The 14,408-nt window shown below is 65.7% G+C and carries 10 protein-coding genes; 6 read left to right on the forward strand and 4 right to left on the reverse strand.

Annotation, left to right across the window (positions count from 1 at the left end):
• The first annotated feature begins 35 nt into the window (after positions 1 to 35).
• Both ACVC7O_RS04570 and cls read left to right on the forward strand, forming a co-directional pair.
• Positions 36 to 719, forward strand: a complete 684-nt coding sequence (locus ACVC7O_RS04570) for an endonuclease/exonuclease/phosphatase family protein (protein ID WP_458326038.1) — start codon at positions 36 to 38, stop codon at positions 717 to 719.
• Positions 716 to 2,149, forward strand: a complete 1,434-nt coding sequence (cls, locus tag ACVC7O_RS04575) for a cardiolipin synthase (RefSeq protein WP_458324903.1) — start codon at positions 716 to 718, stop codon at positions 2,147 to 2,149. Before ACVC7O_RS04570 ends, cls begins: the two co-directional genes overlap by 4 nt.
• On the opposite strand, the gene ACVC7O_RS04580 is transcribed toward cls, so the two are convergent.
• Positions 2,146 to 3,030: a DMT family transporter gene (locus ACVC7O_RS04580; protein ID WP_458324904.1), complete on the reverse strand. Its 885-nt coding sequence runs from the start codon at positions 3,028 to 3,030 to the stop codon at positions 2,146 to 2,148. The genes cls and ACVC7O_RS04580 overlap by 4 nt on opposite strands.
• Positions 3,031 to 3,124: 94 nt before the next feature.
• Between ACVC7O_RS04580 and ACVC7O_RS04585 the strand changes: the two genes are divergently transcribed.
• The 3 genes from ACVC7O_RS04585 (at position 3,125) to ACVC7O_RS04595 (ending at position 5,469) form a co-directional block, all read left to right on the forward strand.
• The gene (locus ACVC7O_RS04585) at positions 3,125 to 4,036 is read left to right on the forward strand and encodes a LysR substrate-binding domain-containing protein (protein ID WP_458324905.1); all 912 of its coding nucleotides are present in this window, start codon (positions 3,125 to 3,127) and stop codon (positions 4,034 to 4,036) included.
• A 93-nt stretch (positions 4,037 to 4,129) separates the two neighbouring features.
• Positions 4,130 to 4,600, forward strand: coding sequence for a hypothetical protein (locus ACVC7O_RS04590; RefSeq protein ID WP_458324906.1), 471 nt, complete (start codon positions 4,130 to 4,132; stop codon positions 4,598 to 4,600).
• 260 nt (positions 4,601 to 4,860) lie between these two features.
• Positions 4,861 to 5,469 (forward strand): hypothetical protein, encoded by a 609-nt coding sequence (locus ACVC7O_RS04595; protein ID WP_458324907.1) that lies wholly within the window; start codon positions 4,861 to 4,863, stop codon positions 5,467 to 5,469.
• A 4-nt stretch (positions 5,470 to 5,473) separates the two neighbouring features.
• On the opposite strand, the gene ACVC7O_RS04600 is transcribed toward ACVC7O_RS04595, so the two are convergent.
• On the reverse strand, positions 5,474 to 6,979 hold the full coding sequence (locus ACVC7O_RS04600; RefSeq protein WP_458324908.1) for a winged helix-turn-helix domain-containing tetratricopeptide repeat protein: 1,506 nt from the start codon (positions 6,977 to 6,979) through the stop codon (positions 5,474 to 5,476).
• 334 nt (positions 6,980 to 7,313) lie between these two features.
• Between ACVC7O_RS04600 and ACVC7O_RS04605 the strand changes: the two genes are divergently transcribed.
• Positions 7,314 to 9,515 (forward strand): DUF6851 domain-containing protein, encoded by a 2,202-nt coding sequence (locus ACVC7O_RS04605; protein WP_458324909.1) that lies wholly within the window; start codon positions 7,314 to 7,316, stop codon positions 9,513 to 9,515.
• A gap of 54 nt (positions 9,516 to 9,569) precedes the next feature.
• Here the strand turns inward: ACVC7O_RS04605 and ACVC7O_RS04610 are convergent, their stop codons facing one another.
• Together ACVC7O_RS04610 and ACVC7O_RS04615 are read right to left on the reverse strand one after the other, a co-directional pair.
• A complete protein-coding gene (locus ACVC7O_RS04610; RefSeq protein WP_458324910.1) occupies positions 9,570 to 11,672 on the reverse strand; it encodes a HEAT repeat domain-containing protein in 2,103 nt (700 codons plus the stop codon).
• A gap of 58 nt (positions 11,673 to 11,730) precedes the next feature.
• On the reverse strand, positions 11,731 to 14,406 hold the full coding sequence (locus ACVC7O_RS04615; RefSeq protein ID WP_458324911.1) for an arsenate reductase (azurin) large subunit: 2,676 nt from the start codon (positions 14,404 to 14,406) through the stop codon (positions 11,731 to 11,733).
• Between the last annotated feature and the right edge of the window lie 2 nt (positions 14,407 to 14,408).

A 14,408-nucleotide genomic window follows, 5' to 3' on the forward strand; every position in this document is an offset into this window, starting at 1 on the left:
CGCGGGATGAGAGCGACAGGGGCGACCGCCGCGTGATGCGCATTGCCAGCTACAACATTCGCAAGGCCGTTGGCCTCGATTGGCGGCGCGACCCGGATCGGATTGCCGATGTGCTGGCCGAGATCGATGCGGATGTGGTGGTGTTGCAGGAGGCCGACAAGCGCACCGGGCCGCGCGAGGGGGTCTTGCCGCTGGAGCGGCTGGAGGCGGAGCTGGGCTATGTGCTGGCGGATGTCTCAGCGCGCCCGCTGAGCCATGGCTGGCATGGCAATGCAATCCTGATGCGGGAGCGCTTTGCGGTGCGGGAGACGTCGCGGATCGATATCCCCTCGCTGGAGCCGCGCGGGGCGGTGGCGGTGCGCGTGGGGCCGCCGGATGTGGAGGTGGTGGGGGTGCATCTGGGGCTGACCCGCGCGATCCGGCGCAAGCAGATGACGGCGTTGCAGGGGTATCTGAACGGCTGCGATCACCCGGTGATCATCGCGGGCGATTTCAACGAGTGGAACCGGGAGAAGATGTGTTTTGACGCGGGCGCGCAGGTGGTCTCGCCCGGGCCGAGCTTTCATGCAGCGCGGCCCGTGACGGCGCTCGACCGCTTCGTGCTGGCCGGGGCGGTGGAGGCGGTCACGGCCCGTGTGCACCGCTCGGAGCTTGCCCGCCGCGCCTCGGATCACCTGCCCATCGTGATGGATGTGGCCTTTCCGGAGGGCGCCCGATGATCTGGCTGGCGGTGGCGGCGCATGTCTTCGTGGTGATCGGTTTCACCACGCGCATCCTGCTGCGCGATGACCTGTCGCCGCCGGCGCGGATGGCGTGGTTTGTGGTGCTGAACCTGCTGCCCTATTTCGGCAGTGCGGTCTATTTCCTCTTTGGCGAGGTCGATCTGGGGCACCGGGCGAACAAGCGGCATCAGGCGGTCTTTGATGCGCTGCGGGCCAAGGCGCAGGCCTTCATGGGCGTGCCCGGCGCGGCGGATGAGCTGATCGCGCCGCTCTATCGCCCAGCGTTTCACTATGCCGCCTCGATCAACGGGTTTCACCCGGTGCCGGGCAACCGCGCCGAGCTGCTGGCCGATGAGGCCGCCACCACGGTGCGGCTGGTGCAGGACATTGATGCGGCGACCGAGCGGGTGAGCGTGCTCTATTACATCTGGCTGACCGATGAGACGGGCACGGCGATTGCCGAGGCGCTGATCCGTGCGGCGGGGCGCGGGGTGGTCTGCCGGGCGATGGCCGACGGGCTGGGCTCGCGCCGGTTGGTGCGCTCGGAGCTGTGGCGGCGGATGGGGGAGGCGGGCGTGCGCCTGGCCGTGACGCTGCCGCTGAAAAAGCCGGTGCGCACGGTGCTGACCAGCCGTCTGGACCTGCGCAACCACCGCAAGATCACGGTGATCGACGGGCAGATCACCTATTGCGGCAGCCAGAACGCGGCGGACCCGGAGTTCCGCATCAAGGCGAAATATGCGCCCTGGGTTGACGTGATGCTGCGCTTCGAAGGGCCGGTTGTGGCGCAGAACGAGGTGCTTTTCTTAAGCGACTGGCTGCAGGCGACGGGTGAGCCGTTCGAAAGCTTTCCGCTGCGGGCGGTCCCGCTGGAGGGCGGGTTTCCCGCGCAGGTCATGGGCGACGGGCCGACCGAGCGGCGGGGGGCGACGCCGCAGCTCTTCTCGGGGCTCTTTGCCTGCGCGCAGGAGGAGTTGATCCTCTCGACGCCCTATTTCGTGCCGGATGCCACGGTGCTGGAAGCGCTCTGTGCCGCCGCACACCGGGGCGTGGCGGTGAGCCTGATCTTCCCCAAACGCAACGACAGCTGGGTCGTGGCGGCGGCGAGCCGGAGTTACTATCGCAAGCTGCTGTCCGCGGGCTGCCGCATTTACGAGTTCAAGGGCGGGTTGCTGCACGCAAAGACGCTGACCGTGGATGGCTGTGTGAGCGTGATTGGCTCGTCGAACCTCGACCAGCGCAGCTTTGATCTCAATTACGAGAACAACATCCTGCTGCAGGACACGGGCGTGACCTGTGATTTGCGCGCGCGCCAGCAGAGCTATATCGCGCGGTCCGAGGTTGTGCGGCATGCGGAGGTGCTGGCCTGGCCGCGGCACGAGCGGATCTGGCACAATGTCATCGCGACCATCGGGCCGGTGCTCTAGCCCCGCCGCGGCAGGGCAAGCAGTCCGGCGGCGAAGATGGTGAGGATGCCGAGCAAGGCGATGTGGCCGGGGCTTTCGGCAAAGAGCACAGCGCCCCAGAGCAGGCTGAACACGAGATAGCTGTAGTCGAAGACCGCGATGGTGGCGGGCGGGCCGTTCTGATAGGCGAAGGCGGCGCCGACGCTGCCGATGAGCAGGCAGGCGGCAAGTGCTGCGATGGTGATCATAAGGTGGCTGTCGAGCGGCTGCCAGGGGCCCAGCATGAACGAGCCGTCGCGCCCCGCGGCGAGGCCGAGGCCCACCCCCGCGATCACGAAGCCGATGTTCAGGGCGAGGGCGAGGACCAGCGGGCTTTCGCCCTGGCACTTCGCCGCCGTCAGGAGCATTGCGCAGGCGTAGAGCACGGCGGCGAAGACGGGCAGCAGGGCGATGACCTGAAACCCCGCCGTTTCGGGCCGCAGGATCAGGACGACCCCCAGAAAGCCGCCCGCAATCGCGATGAGCGCGCGTGGTGTCGGCCAGCACCGCGCGAGGGCGGCGGCAAAGGCCACGATGAAAAGCGGCCCGGTGTAGTAGGCGGCGGCGGCGAGCGAGAGTGGCATATGGGGCAGGGCGAGGTAATAGCTCAGCCACATGGTGATCAGCAGCAGGCTGCGCAGCCCGACCCACGCGGGCGCTGCGGGCCAGAGCGGGCCCTGCCTGCGCGCGAGTGCCCAGAGCACCGGCACCACGAGGGCCGAGCGCAGGATGTACATCTGCCACAGAGGCAGCGCGATGCCGGTCTGCTTGATCACGGCATCGCCGAGCGACAGAGCGAACACGGAGGCGATGATTGCCAGAATAGCCCAGAGGGTGCGGCGGCGATCCAGCCTTGGTGTCATGCGCGGTCTCCTTCGGCTTCTCTCGACGGGCAGAAAATCATATAAGAAACGCCAGAAAAAATTAGTTTTTGGCTTTTACCCATGAGGTGAGGTTATGGAGAACCTGAGCAAAGCCTTGCCTCCGCTGTCGCGGTTGCGACCCTTCGAGGCGGCGGCACGGGTCGAGAGCTTTTCGCGGGCGGCGGCGGAATTGGGCATGACGCAGACCGCCGTCAGCAAGCAGATCGCGCAGCTGGAGCGTGAGCTTGGCGTGGCGCTCTTCGAGCGGCGAAACCGGGCGGTGTTCCTGACGGATGCGGGGCGGCGGCTGGGGCGCGTGGTGAGCGCGGCGCTTGCGGATATCGCCGCCGAGATGAACGCCCTGCGTGGCGCGCGGCTGGGCGGCGAGCTGGTGCTGCACTGCCAGCTCTGCGAGGCGTTCTATTGGCTGATGCCGCGGTTGGCGCGGTTTCACGCGCGGTATCCGGATACCGAGTTGCGGGTGGTCAGCGCCCTGCGGCCGATCACCGAAGCCACGGAGGTGTTCGACGTGGCGATGCAGACCACGGGCCGGCCCTCCGGCGCGCATCGGCTGGCCTTCACCGCGCCGGACGAGATCTTTCCGGTCTGCGCGCCGGAGCTGGTGGCGGAGGAAACCCTGCCGTTGGCGCCCGCCGCGCTGGTCCGGTTTCCGCTGCTGGTGCACCGGGTGGTGCCGCAGGAGTGGGTCGAGTGGGCCGCGTGGTTCGACAGCGTGGGCGCGGTGCTGCCGGAGCGGCCCCGGTTCGTGCCGTTTGACAGCTATCCGCTGGCGCTGCAGGCGGCAGCGTCGGGGCGCGGGGTTGCGCTGGGCTGGCGGCGCACCACCGAAGCGATGCTGGCCGATGGCAAGCTGGTGCGCCCGTGCGCCGAGACGGTGCCCCGCCCGGCGGAGCTTTCGGTGTTTCGCAGTGCCGGGCGCGCGGGGCATGCGGACGCGGACAAGCTGATCGCCTGGCTGGCGGAGGAGCTGTCCGAACCGGGCTGAGCGATGCGGCTTGTCCGGGGATGATGCGGGCGGTATCAGGGCGAGGGTCCCGCCCTCTGCCGGACCGTCGCGTGATCCAGGAGGACCGGTGCGATGTCTGCCCCGCATATTGAACGCCATCAGCCCCGGGAGGTGACCGATGAGGGCGAGGCCGAGGTCGGCACGCTGCGCGTCAAGCTCTACGGGCTGCTGGCGCCGGGTCAGGAAATCACCCCTGAGATGCGGGACCGAACCGCGCGGTTTCTGGCCGAGGAGGTGCGGGCCAAGGTCACCGAGATGGGCGACAGCAACGATCTGGGCTTCGTGATCATTCACCCCGGCGCATGGGGCCTCACGATCGCGGCGCAGTGGTGGGTGCAGGGCTCGGTGCTCTGCCAGCACATCCACCGCCAGCTCTATGGGGCAGCGGCGCCGATGGACACGGTGACCCGCCCGGTGGTGGCCTGTGTCTGGGAGCTGGCGATCATCGAGGCTGAGCAGACGGCCTGGCGCGAAACCATGATGCAGGATGACCCGGACCCGGCCCGCTATCTGGCTGCGCGCCTCTCCAATCGCTTCGTCTGAGCCCAAGAGGCGCGCTCTAAGTCACTGATTTTGTGGTTAACCTGCGGAATCAACAAAGACTCATCGAAACCCGTCTCGGCTGCGGCGCTAGGCTTGGCCCATGCGCTGGTGCACCCCGTGCGTTGCGCATTTTTTCAGTAAGTTATTTGGAGGGTAGAGCCTTGTGCAGCAACGCGGAAAAACCATCATTTGGCCGGAGTGCGACAGCGGAACCCGCCGCTGTCAGGCGGGTCTCACCGGCTGTGGGCCGGGCGGGGTGGATGCGATCACCGGGGCCCGGGGCGCTTTACAACATCGGCAATGTGCTGGCGCTGGCCGCCGGTGTGACCACGCAGCTTGTGTATCTGCGCGCCGACACCGGCGTTGCGGCGGCGCTTGCGGCCTATTTTGTCGGGAGCCCCGGCGCGCTCTGGCTGACCGGGTCGATGATCGTCTTCATTCTTGCGGGTGTGCTTTATGAGCGGGCGTGGGGTGATCCGGCCCGTCCGCAACCGCGGCTGGTGCAGCTGGGCGATCTGCTCGCGGGGCTGGCGGCGATCATGCTGACGATTGCGTTGGTCTGGCTGGGAGACACGACGCTGGCACTCCTGGCAGGCGTGCTTTTGGCCGGGGGCAAGCTGGGCACGGCGGTGTTGCCGACCTTGGTGGTGCCCGGGCGGGCGTGGCTCGATGCCGGGTTCCGGCTGGCGGTGATCGTGAGCCGCGCGCCGTCGATTGCGGCCCTCGCGGTTGCGATCTTCGGCAGCGACGGATCGCTGGCGCAGGTCGCGCTGCCCGCGATGATGATCCTGTGTTTCCTGCTGTGGTTCTGGGCCGACCTGCTGTTGTTGCGGGCCGGGCCGGTGCCGTTGATCGAGACGGAGGGCTAGGCGCTCAGTCGACGCCGAGCCGCGCGACCGCCTCGTTGTAGGTTGCCAGCGTGGCCTCGGCCACCATGCCCATGTTCTTGGGGTAGGTCTCGAAACTGAAATGCGGGTATTTGGCGCGCAGCACCTGAAGCGTCTCTTGCGCGGCCTCGGCCTTGTTCTGCAGGGCCTGCGACAGCAGCCGGATGACGTAGGTGGATTCGTAGTCCGGGCCGGTCTCTGCGACCTCTTCCGCCTCGGCATAGCGGCCCGAGAAGAGCAGATTGCGCCCGCGCGCAAAGGCGTAGAAGGCGGGCGGGGCGGGACAGAGCGAGAAGGCGGCATCGAGCATCTGGTCGGCCAGCGCGAACTCTCCGGCGACCAGGGTGAGCGACGAGGCGGTGTTGAGGGCAGCGAGCGAGTCGTTCTGCGCAAAGTCGGCGGCACGCACGGCGGCGTTGCGGGCCAGGGCCGGGCGCCCCGTATTGGCGAAGGCGCGAGCGCATTCTGACAGGATCAGCGGGTCGCGCCCGTCGATGCTCAGCGCTTTTTCGGCGGAGAGGGCGGTTTCCTGGATCCATTCCGTCTGGCTGCGGGTGTTCGAGATGGCTTCGCCCCGGTCGCAGAACATGGCGCGCACGAGGTGCCCGCGGGCAAACTCCGGGTCCATTTCGATGACCTTTTCCGCATGCTCCAGCCCGCGCTGCATCGAGGCCTGATCGTAGTGTTCCTCCAGATGGCAGGCCATGACGTAGTGCTCATAGGCGTTCAGTTCCGACAGCGGGCGGCGCACTGCATAGCGCTGCTCGGCCCGGACGATGGCGCCCGCAGGGCCGCCAAGGTGGTTCGCCACGGTCAGCGCGATGTCGCCCGAGAGCTTGGGCATGGAAGTGATCGGGCGTTCGATGCTTTCGGCCCAGGCGTGCAGCCCGTTGCGCCCGTCGATGAGCTGGAATTGCGCCTTGAGGTGATCGGACCAGGCCGAGAGGCTGCTTTCGACCACGTAGTCGGCATCGAGCTGGTCCACCACATCGAGGATCGACTTCGACTTGTCGGCGGCAAAGGAGGAGACCCGGGCGATCACCGCCAGATCGCTGAACCGCGCCAGATCGGTGATCAACTCGTCGGCCATGCCGTCGGCAAAGCGCTGCCAGCGCGGGCCGCCTTCGAGGCAATCGGGCCGCAGCACGGCGATGCGCGGGCGGCGGATGCCCGCCTCCTCTCCGTTTCGGCTGCGCTGGACCTCGACCCCGCCGAGCAGCCGGAACCCCTTGCCGCGGATGGTCTCGATATACATCGGATTGCTCGCGTCATCGCCGAGCGCCTGGCGGATGTCGAAGATGTATTCGCGCACCAGGTCCGGCGTGACGTGCACATCCTGCCAGATCGCTTTGAGGATTTCGTCACGCGAGACCACGGCGCCCTGGTTCTGCAGCAGGTAGCGCAGCACGGAGGTGGCCTTGCCGGTCAGATGGGCGACTTCCTCGTCGGTCTCAAGGCGGTTTTCCGACGGAACGAACGACCATGTGCGCATCTGATGCCCCCCAGGCAAAGTGCCATCACCATTGGAATCAACATTGAATCAACACTCAGGGTAGTGCGGATCGGGATATCGTCCAAGTCGGGCCGCAGGGTCCGTGTCTGACGATGAGCTTTGGGGGTTTGGGGTGATCAAGCGACCGGATGCGGGTGGGGATGTCATTCGATCGCCGCCCGTGACCAGGCATATGCCAGCCTTATGGGCGCTGTTTCTATCTATGGTTGAGGCAAGCGCTTGATTTCAAAGATAACTCTTTGAGTTGTGTGCGGTGTCACGTAGCATTGTTTCATTATTTAAACCAAAGCACTTTTTATCGGAGTTTTTGATTATGACTGTTCAACAGCAATCTATTGTTGCGCAATGGAACGAGGTGATGCTCGAGGCCATTCGCGAAGGCGGCGCCAAGCCCACGGCGACAACCTATCAGCTGCATGTGGTGAGTGCCGCCGTCTATGACGCCTGGGCGGCCTTTGATCCGGATGCTTATGGCCACTATTCCGAGATCGGCACGGGGCTGAGCAACACCGAGGCCAACAAGGCCGAAGCGGTGAGCTTTGCCGCCTATGTGACCTTGAGCGCGCTCTTCCCTTCTGAGGCCGATAAGTTCGATGATTTCATGGCCGATCTGGGGTATGACCCCGCCGACGCGGTTGCGGGCACGGGCTCGGCCGCGGGGGTCGGCGCTCTGGCTGCCGAGAATGTCTTTGCCGCGCGGGCTGCGGATGGATCCAACGCCCAAAGCGATTTTGCCGATACCACCGGCTATGCGCCGGTAAACTCTGCCGATCCGGACAGTGGCCGCGCCCCGGGTGGGGATGATTTCGACCCCAATCACTGGCAGCCCCTGCGGGTGCCGACCGGCACGGTGACCGACGCCAATGGCGTGCCGATCATCGATAACAACGATCCCTCGAGCTATGTGGACCAGGTGGCGCTGACGCCGCATTGGGGATCGGTCGACAGTTTTGCGCTGGCGTCGGGCGATCAGTTCCGGCCTGATGCCCCGCCGCAGCTTGGTGATTTCTCGGCTTACGTGGATGGCACCGGCAAGGTGACCACGAATGACCAGGCCTATCGCGATCAGATTGCCGAGGTGATCGATTTCTCGGCCAACCTGACCAATGAGCAGAAGGTGGTTGCGGAGTTCTGGGCTGACGGGCCGCGCACCGAGTCGCCTCCCGGTCACTGGAACCAGATTGCACAGGACATTGCGCTGCGCGAGGGGCATGGGATCGACGAAGATGCCAAGATGTTCTTTGCGCTGAACGCGGCGGTCTTTGATGCGGGGATTGCCACGTGGGAGGCGAAATATGCCTATGATTACGTGCGCCCGCAGTCGGCGATCCGCGATCTGTTCTTTGATCAGGAGATCGAGGCCTGGGGCGGGGTCAACCAGGGCACGCAGACGATCCTTGGGCAGGAGTGGCAGCCCTATCAGAACGTGACTTTCGTGACGCCGCCCTTCCCGGAGTACGTCTCGGGGCATTCGACCTTTTCGATGGCGGCGGCCAAGACCATCGCCAGCTTTGTCGGCTCGGACGTCTATTACGATGGCACATCGCTCAGCAATTATGACCTCGATGGTGTGGCGGGCATCGATCTCTTGGGCCGTTATGAGACCAGTGAGCTGGTGTTTGAGGATTTCGGCGCCGGGCCGCCCGTTGTGTTGCAGTGGGACACCCTGACCGAAGCGGCGGAGGAGGCGGGGATTTCGCGTCTCTACGGTGGCATCCACATTCAGGACGGCAATCTCAACGGTCTGGAGGTGGGCAGGCAGGTCGCGGCCAATGCCGAGATCCGATGGGAGGCGCTCTTTACCCGCGGTGGTGATGATGTGATCGACACGGACCCCGAGGGTGGGCTGACCATTGCAGGCGCGGGCGACGACATCGTGAATGGCCGACGCGGTGATGACACCGTGGAAGGTGGATCGGGCGAGGACATGCTGGATGGTGCCGATGGCGAAGATGATCTCTCGGGCGATATGGATGCGGATACGCTGAGCGGCGGGCGCGGCGATGACACGCTCAACGGCGGTGACGGTGATGACCTGCTGCGCGGCAGCACCGGTGCTGACCTGATGATCGGCGGGCTGGGCGACGACACGCTCTTTGGCAGCAAGGGGTTCGATACGCTGGACGGTGGTAACGACAACGATCTGCTGAAAGGCGGGCGTGGCAATGACGTGGTGCTGGGCGGCGACGGTGACGACGATCTCGGCGGTGATCGCGGCAATGACGTGATCTCGGGTGGTGACGGGTTCGATACGCTGCGCGGCGGCAGCGGCAGCGATGACTTCGTCTTCCGTTTTGGCGAGACCGGGTTCGATGAGATCGCGGATTTTGTTGCCGGAGAAGACCAGTTGCAGCTGGTCGGCTTCGGGCGCAGCGCCACAGCGTCCTTCAGTGATGTGGGGGGGGCTGTGATGGTGCTGGTCGATGGGGTCGAGATTGCCCTTCTGGACGGGGTGACGCCCGCTGACTTGAGCGCGGTCGACACCGTTGTCTTTGTCGACGAGTTTTGGGCGTAGGACCCCCGCGTGGGGCGGCGGGGCCAGCCCCGCCGCCCCACGCGGGGGCTGCCCTCAGCTTATCTGTCCCGCCAGCGCGCGCAGCAGCACATAGGCCCGCTGTGCCGTGATGTCCGGCCCATTTAGAGCGGCGATGGCCATTTCTCGGACAGCGCGCTCTGCGCCGGTCAGCGTGGCCAGAGTATCGATCTGTTGGCCCTGTTCGAGGGCCTCGAAAGCCTTTTGCAGCACCGCGGGCTCCGGCGCGTTCAGAAGCGCCTTGATTGCAGCGGCGCGCACAGTTGCAGCGGGGTCGGTCACGTAGCGGAGCGCCTCTTGATCATCCATGCGCGCCACGGCTTCCGCGCGGATCAGCGGGTCGGCATCCGCCAGAGCTTGTGCCCGGATCCTGTCATCTCCGGCGCCAAAATCGCGCAGCTTGAAGGCATGGAAGCGCGTCTGCGGGTCCCCATCTGCGAGGGCCGCATCGATGACCGGTTTTGCAGCGTCGGAGTCGATCGTACGGCTCGCACTCAAGGCGATTGTCGCTGTGCGGCGTATTTCGGTGTCGGCGCTTTCGACCCGCGCGAGCAGAGCGGTTTCGATGTCATCGCCGGGGCAGCCGCCGCAGAGCCGAATGGCATCGAGGGCGAGGGTGCGGGCGATCTCTAACGGGCCCTCCACCGGACGCCGCTTTTTGCGCTTGGGCGCGCTTTCTTCGGGGGTGTCTTCCGCGAGGGCGGAGGTGGGGGCTTCCGTGGTCTCTGTTAGGATCGCCGCGAGGGTCGAGCCCTCGCCGGGGTCGTCCGCGTCCGCTGTCACGATGTCGCCCGTGCGCGTGATCCGCACGCGAGAGGCCCCGGCGCCTTCACCTTTTGGAGCGCCAAGCTCTTGCGCCGCCTCGCTGTCAGGCGGGGGCCGCGTCGCCTCGTCGTCGGACAGCAGCGTTTCAGAGATTGCTGCGACAAGGCAGGCGCGGGCATCAGGCTCGGCGGACCGGTCCTTGAGCGCAACCAGAGCCGCGATGCGCACCTGTTGCGCGGGATTCGCCAGCAACAGCCCGAAGACCGAGGTCTGCAAAGGCGGTGCAAGCTCTGACAAGGCGCGGACAGCTGTCACTGCGGCGTCGAGGCCGTGGGTCTGGTTCTGGGCCAGAGCAATGAGCAAAGGCTCTGCCCGCTCGGGTGCGAGGCGCGGCAGGTTGCGCGCCGCCGCCGCGGCGAGCTTTGACGGACCGACTGTGACCCAGGCGCAGAGGTTGTCTTTCACCGCCTCCTGGTCTTTTGGAGAGTGCGGCGGGGCCAGCAGATCGAGTGCCGTTGCCTGAACCGAAGCATCCGGATCGCGCAAGGCGTTCAGGGCCAACTCTGGCGAGACTTTCGCGGCCTTCTGCAAGGCGACGCGGCGCACCTCTGGCGCGGGGTCGTATTGGGCAAGCCCGGCGAGCGTCTCTGACGACGCGTCCAGCGCGGCAACCGCGTGCAGCCTCAGGTTTGGATTGGACTGCGCAAGCAGCGTGTCGATGTGGTCGATCAGCATCTCCGGTGCAAGCTTGGAGAGGGCGTCGAGCGCGCGTTTGGCGCCGAGCCCGGGGTCGGTTTGTACTACGGCCAGCAGCCAGGAGAGACCTTCCGAGCCCATTTGACCAAGCGCGTCGAACACGACCGTGTCGAGGGTCTGGCCTTGCGGGTCGTCACGGGCGGTGAAGAGATTCTCGATGCAGTCGGTTGCGCCAAGCTGGCCGAGGGCGGCGATGGCGGCGACCTGGATGTCGAGCCAGTCTTCCCAGTCGCTCAGATCGTCCTCCCAGGCGACGCGATCCTCGCAGCGCGACAGCACCAGCGCGCGCATGAGGTCGATGTCCTCCGCCTCGCCCAGACGGCCAAGCGCGCGCAGGGCGGCGAGCTTCACCTCGCGCACCGGATCGCCCGTCAGCGAGCGGCGGATCGCGGGCAGATCGGCGGGTGTGGCGATCTCGGCCAGCGCCTCCATCGCGTCGCTGCGCAGGTCGGGGTCCGGGTCCGTCAGCGCCTCGCGGAGCAGGGCGCGACACGCCTCCGGGTCGGGGAGCTGCGCCAGATAAGCCTGAAGCGCGGCGCAGCGGATCACCTCGTTCTCGGAGGTGAGATAGCCACGGATCACTTCGGTTGTGTTGGTTAGATGGACTTCGTCGCGCATGGGTGCAGTCCTTCTTGGGAAGGGACACCCGGCGCCCAGGGTGGGCGCCGGGCAGAGATCAGGCGATGTCGCGCCGGGCGAAGGACATGGAGCGGAACTGGGGCTTGTAGGGGCTTTCGCCCATCTTGCGGACCTTACCCACACCCATCTTGTAGTTGTAGTTTCCGCTGATCCAGTCCACGACCCGGCCGGAGAGCGCGTTCGCAGGCTGGGCGGTGTGCAGGAAGTCCATGTAGCCGAGGTTCTCCTTCACCGCCGGGGTCACGATGGCGACGGCGGTCACGAAGGCGCTGGTGAGCTCGATATGCCCGTTCTTCAGCAGGCTGTCGAAGTCGAAATCCGAGCCCTCCACGCCGATGATCGTGTTGGTCTGCACCGGGATGCGGTCGGAATAGACCTGAACGTAGTCACCGTTCTCGATACCGCGCGCTTCGGCCACCGAGGGGTGCAGCTCGATCCAGTTCTCGGGCCAGCGCTGCACGATGTAGGGGCGGCGCCGGTCGTCATAGCCCGATTGCCAGCGTTCGTTGATGCGGCCGGAGGTGATCCAGATCTCATCCTCGCGGGGCTTCAGCCACTCCCAGTAGCTGGAGAAGAGATCCCACGGCGCTTTCTGGATGTTGCACTTGCCGGTCTGGCTGTTGAAATGGGTGAGCTTCTTGTTGAAGACGGTCGCTCCCACCGGGCCTTCCTCGGGCAGGACGCGGTTGACGTCGTGCAGGCGCTTGGTCTCGACCAGAGTGCCGTCCTTGTCCATCAGCACGGGGCCCTGGATGCCGTTGGTGCCGAATTCGCCGAGCTTCTGGTGCAGGGTCTTACCTTCACGCTGCGCCGCGACCTTGACCATGTTGAAGTCCTTGCGGGAGCCGCGCGAATGCCGCGCGCCTTCCTCCAACACGTCGTTGGAGTTCTGCCAGTCGAAGCCTTCGAAGCCCATCTTCCTGGCGAGGTTGGCGATGATCCACCAGTCGGACTTGGCATCCCCGGGTGCGTCGTAGAACTTTGGATAGAGCCGGATGCGGCGCTCGCCATTGGCGCGGGTGAAGGTGTCCTCGCCCCATCCGGAGGCGGGGAAGATGATGTCCGCATAGCGCGCGCCGATGGGATCGACCAGGTAGATATCCTGGTTCCAGACCACCATGCCGCCCGAGTCCACACGGCGTTTCAGCGTGTCGATGATGTCGGCCTTCTCGAAGCTCGTGACCTGATGCGGGTTGCGGGTGGTCAGCTCGTCGAACTTGGCCTGCAGCGATTGGCTGCCGCACATGGCCTGCACCCAGGTGGTGCCGATCACATGGGCGAGCCGGGTGTGCCCGCTCATGAGATACCGGTCGGTGTCCATGGCGCGCCGCCGCCGTCCGGGCAGCTTTTCCGGCGATTTGTTCCGAGGGTAGCCGCCGCCGCGCAATCCACCGCGCTGGTGCCCGCCCGCGCGCCCGATGACCTGACCCGGGCGTCCGCCCGCGCCGACGACGATGCCAAGCGCCGAGATGGCCTGCGTGTTGCCGGTGTTGTTGGACCAGTAGAAGCCTTTCTCGATCATGATCGAGGTCTTCGGGCGCGTGCCGTCCTCTTTCGGTTTCGCCATCCATTCGGCGGCGGTGTAGATTTTCTGCACGTCGATCTGGGCGATTTCAGCGGCTTTTTCGGGCTCGGAGTAGTCTTGGGCGAGCAGCCACTCTTTCCAGTCCTCAAAGCCTGCGGTCTGGAACTTGCCCCAGGTTGTGCGCCACTGCCAGGGCGTGTTGCGAGTGCCTTGGCCGAAGCCGGAGGAGCTTTCCCATTTGTTGTTGACCCACTCCTTGATCCACTCGGCATCCTCCCAGCCGTTCTCGACAATCACGCGCGCGATGGCGAGCACCACGGGCAGGTCGGTTCCGGGTTGGATGTCGATGACCATGCCGCCGTTCTTCTCGGCAAAGGCGGTGCCTGCGGTGCGGCGGGGCAGCAGGAAGATCGCCTTCTGGCCGCCCTGGATGGCGGGCATGATGTAGTCGGTGAAGAGGATGGTCTTCGACTCGTAAGGATCGGTGCCACACATGAGGAGACAATCGGCTTCGGCCCAGTCGTCATAGGACGGCCCGAAATTGTCGAAGCCCGCATCGCGGAACCCTGGAGTCGAGGTCACATCCGAGGGCGTGTCGTGGAAGGTGAAATTCGCGGTGCGGACGTGGCGCAGGGCGTACTTGGTGATGGCGTAGGTGTTCTCCATGTAGCCGTAGGAGAAGGTTTTCACGCCATAGGCATTGGTGCCGTGCTTTTCGAGCACGTAGTTGCCCACCTCGGCGGCGATGTCGAGCGCGAAGTCCCAGGTGACGGGCATCAGCACGCCGAACATGCGCACCATCGGGCTGGTCAACCGGTCGCGTGTGGGCGTCTGCGGGTTGTAGACCTTCTGCGCCAGCGCACCGCCGCGGATCGAGGAGTTGCCGGAGTAGTTGACGAATTCCGCGTCCTTGTCGGGGATGATCACGATGTGATGCGGCTCGCCATTGTGCAGCACGATGTTGTGCATGTTGGGCGCGATCCAGGCGCCCAGGGGGGCCACGGGGAAGTCCTCGCCAAAGGCGTTGTCTTCGGCCATGGGGCCGCCGACTTTCCCGCCCGCGACGGGCCAGCGGTAGACCTTGTAGCCGCAGGCCACGATGCAATAGTCGCAGGCGGTGGAGATCACATCCGCATCGGGCGGCGGCAGCGGGACGGAGGTTTCGGGGACATAGTATGGTGTGGACATAT

The organism is Roseobacter cerffii (genome assembly GCF_054226325.1).